Origin of the sequence: Okeania hirsuta, from assembly GCF_003838195.1 — a bacterium.
In the GTDB taxonomy this organism is placed as follows: Bacteria; Cyanobacteriota; Cyanobacteriia; order Cyanobacteriales; family Microcoleaceae; genus Okeania; species Okeania hirsuta.
The window spans coordinates 1-2,938 of sequence record NZ_RCBY01000453.1 but is presented as its reverse complement, the minus strand read 5'-3'; the positions used below and the strand labels follow the sequence as shown (position 1 = coordinate 2,938).

Annotated in this window: 2 protein-coding genes and 1 other RNA gene; 2 read left to right on the top strand and 1 reads right to left on the bottom strand. The window is 33.7% G+C overall.

Annotated elements, in window-relative coordinates; all coding sequences use genetic code 11:
- Positions 1-292: 292 nt before the first annotated feature.
- Both ssrS and D5R40_RS43695 read left to right on the top strand, forming a co-directional pair.
- Positions 293-478, top strand: a non-coding RNA gene (ssrS, locus tag D5R40_RS31650) — 6S RNA.
- A 377-nt stretch (positions 479-855) separates the two neighbouring features.
- Positions 856-948, top strand: coding sequence for an acyl carrier protein (locus tag D5R40_RS43695; RefSeq protein WP_511035259.1), 93 nt, complete (start codon positions 856-858; stop codon positions 946-948).
- A 173-nt stretch (positions 949-1,121) separates the two neighbouring features.
- Here D5R40_RS43695 and D5R40_RS31645 read toward each other — a convergent pair whose 3' ends face one another.
- Positions 1,122-2,546 carry a deoxyribodipyrimidine photo-lyase, 8-HDF type gene (locus tag D5R40_RS31645; protein ID WP_124145018.1) on the bottom strand — a complete coding sequence of 475 codons (1,425 nt, stop codon included), beginning with the start codon at positions 2,544-2,546 and terminating at the stop codon, positions 1,122-1,124.
- Between the last annotated feature and the right edge of the window lie 392 nt (positions 2,547-2,938).

The following is a 2,938-nucleotide window of genomic DNA, read 5'->3' as shown; positions in this document are numbered from 1 at the left end:
GGGAGTAGGGAAGTGAGAGAGTAGGGGAGAGGTAAAAATAATAATAATTAACAATAACTGGCTAATAATTATCAAAAAAAATATTCAGTCTGTGTTAATTACTTAATAATTGAAGTGTCACTTAAATATAGCATTCTTTTTTGACGCTTGGTATTAGACCCACATGATTTTGATAAAAATTAAGTGTCAAGGCTCCAATTTATGACTTTTAACTTTTGACTTTTAATTTTTGACTTTTGAGTTTCCTGATAGGGGGTGACATTCAAAAAATAATGGCTATAATAGTTTCTAGGTTCTACTGCGACGTTGGTGACTGCCAAAAATGTTTTTTTGACCTACAAATCAAAAAACATCGGGACCTAGATGTTTGAGTGGCAGTAAACTGAGCTTGCACTCAGAAACTTTAAACTTGAGCCGAGGAACCCACCTGGTATTATCCAGGTCAAAAGCTGAGGTAAGACGGCGTTGCGGTGAACTATTTTTTTTGTGAGCAGGATATAGAAAGGTATTGCCAAAAAATTAAGCTGGGCAATGGTTATCCTAAGGCCAATAATTCTGTAATTTACAAGAAAACTTGCAGCAAGAGTTATGCTCAATACTTGATAAGGTAGCGAAACAAAAAGTTACTTATTAAAGTGGCAAACCAAATAATTTATAAAGTTAAAAATTTAAAATAAAAAGCTAATAAACTAGGGCAAAATCAAAATAATAAATAGAGGAAAAATATTGTAGTTAATTAGGAAGTATACTCGTTAAGTGGCATCATAATTAGAAGAAGTTCCTCTAAACTAAACCAATAGTCTTAAAAACTTAGGGATAGATTCAGTAAATCTAGCATAAATTATTATGATGGTGATGGAAGAATTATCCTTAAATATCCCCCACATTGAACTAGCTGGAGCAAAAAATATTGGAGAATTAGCTGATTTATTTTCAGCCAAGTTATAACTACATAAATCAATGATTCAAATTCATTAGACATCTCCAATAATAAAAAATCGAATCAATTATCGCACAGAAATTATCAATTCTTTCTCCCTACTCCCTACTCCCTATTTTCTGGAGATGTGTATTAATAAATTAGGTTGATTTAGGAAAAAGTAACCTAAAGATATTCTGAATCAATTTTTCTGCTCCTGATAAAGTGACTTGAATATTTGTTGTCGTTTTTTATGGTCAACAATAGGCGCAGGATAACCTATACCCTCTCTTTCATCTGCGGGAATTTTACCAGTAACCAAATATTTCGTATCCACACTCCGCAACTCTGACACCCACTCCCGAATATATTCTGCTTCTGGGTCATATTTTTGTGTCTGAGATGAAGGATTAAATATTCTCAACGGTTTTGGGTCCATTCCACTCGATGCACTCCACTGCCAACCCCCATTATTTGCAGAAAGGTCTCCATCTATCAACTTCTGCATAAAATATTTCTCCCCCCACTGCCAATTAATTATTAAATCTTTGGTCAGAAAACTAGCAACTATCATTCGGCAACGGTTGTGCATCCAACCTGTTTCATTTAACTGACGCATGGCAGCATCAACAATAGGATAACCTGTTTTACCTTCACACCAAGCTTGAAAATATGCTTCATTATTCTCCCAGGGAAAATTTTTCCAATGTGGGCGATAAGGACCTGTTTCTAGTTCGGGATAATGATACATAACATATTGATAAAATTCGCGCCATGCTATTTCTTTTTGCCAAGTTTCGATATTGTCAAATGCTTCATCGCTAGAACAATTTTCTATTAATTCTTGAGTTTTTGCCCAAACTGTCCGAATACCAATAGTACCAAATTTTAGGGCGGGACTTAGTTGGGATGTACCATCAAGACTAGGGAAGTTTCGTTGTTCTTGGTATGAGTATATTGCCCTTTGGCAAAATGTTTCTAATTTTTCTAATGCTATAGTTTCTCCGGGTTCGAGAATGAGTGAGTTTTCCCAATTAAATCCTAATTCTTTCGCAGTTGGTAAATCAATAGTTGCTATTTTTTTTGTTTGTTGAAGTTGCTCTTCAGTTAACCCTTTGAGTAGGGGAATATTGACTGGGTTAGATTTTTTTTTGCTGCTCCAAGTTCTCCAGAATGGAGTATAGACACTATAGGGTTTTTTGGTAGAAGTAAATATTTCTTCTGGGCAATGAAGGAGTTGATCCCAAAATGTTTTTACTTGAATATTTACTGTTTCTAAATTTTCAGTAACTTGGCGGTCGCGTTCTCTACTATAAGGTTCAACATCTAGATTCCAATATACTGCTTTTGCCTCTAGAAAAGTTGCTAATTTTGGTATAGCTTCGGCAGGTTTTCCTGAGATAATTAATAGTTGACTTCCTATTTCTTGGTAGCGTTTTTGTAGATGTTGTAAACAACCAATCATATAGGTTATTCTTGCGGGGGCAATATCGTCTCGTTTGAGAATATTTTGGTCAAGGCAAAATATACCTACTACTTTTTGATTTTGTTGAGATGCTTGTGTCAGTCCGATATTATCTGAAATGCGTAGGTCGCGTCGATGCCAAAAGAGGATTAAGTTAGACATTTATTTTAATTTTATTGTTATAGTAGAAGAAAGAAAGAAGAAGGAAAAAGGAAGAAGAAAAAATCTTACCTTGTCTTAATTTTAAGCTTTTGATTTTTCCTAACTTTTCCTTCGACTGCTATAATTTTCAGTTTACTGTTAATTAGAAAATTTTTGTTTATAGGTAAGCATTTCCTGTGGAATGCTTACGTTTATAGTAATTCCAAGTCAGCTATAATCTCGATTTTAACAAAATTATTAATGATTAATTATTTTAGGTTTTAAGTCTCTAATTTTCACGAAAAAAATCATTCTTTTGTCTTTTTAGTTAATCCTCTTATTTTTCAGGAGAGGTCATTTCAGTTATCAGTTATCAGTTATCAGTTATCAGTTATCAGTTATCAGTTATCAGT

Bases quoted from the DNA above. Each gene is read 5' to 3' on its own strand.
- D5R40_RS43695 (WP_511035259.1), top strand. From the start codon at position 856: ATGGAAGAATTATCCTTAAATATCCCCCACATTGAACTAGCTGGAGCA.
- D5R40_RS31645 (WP_124145018.1), bottom strand. From the start codon at position 2,546: ATGTCTAACTTAATCCTCTTTTGGCATCGACGCGACCTACGCATTTCA.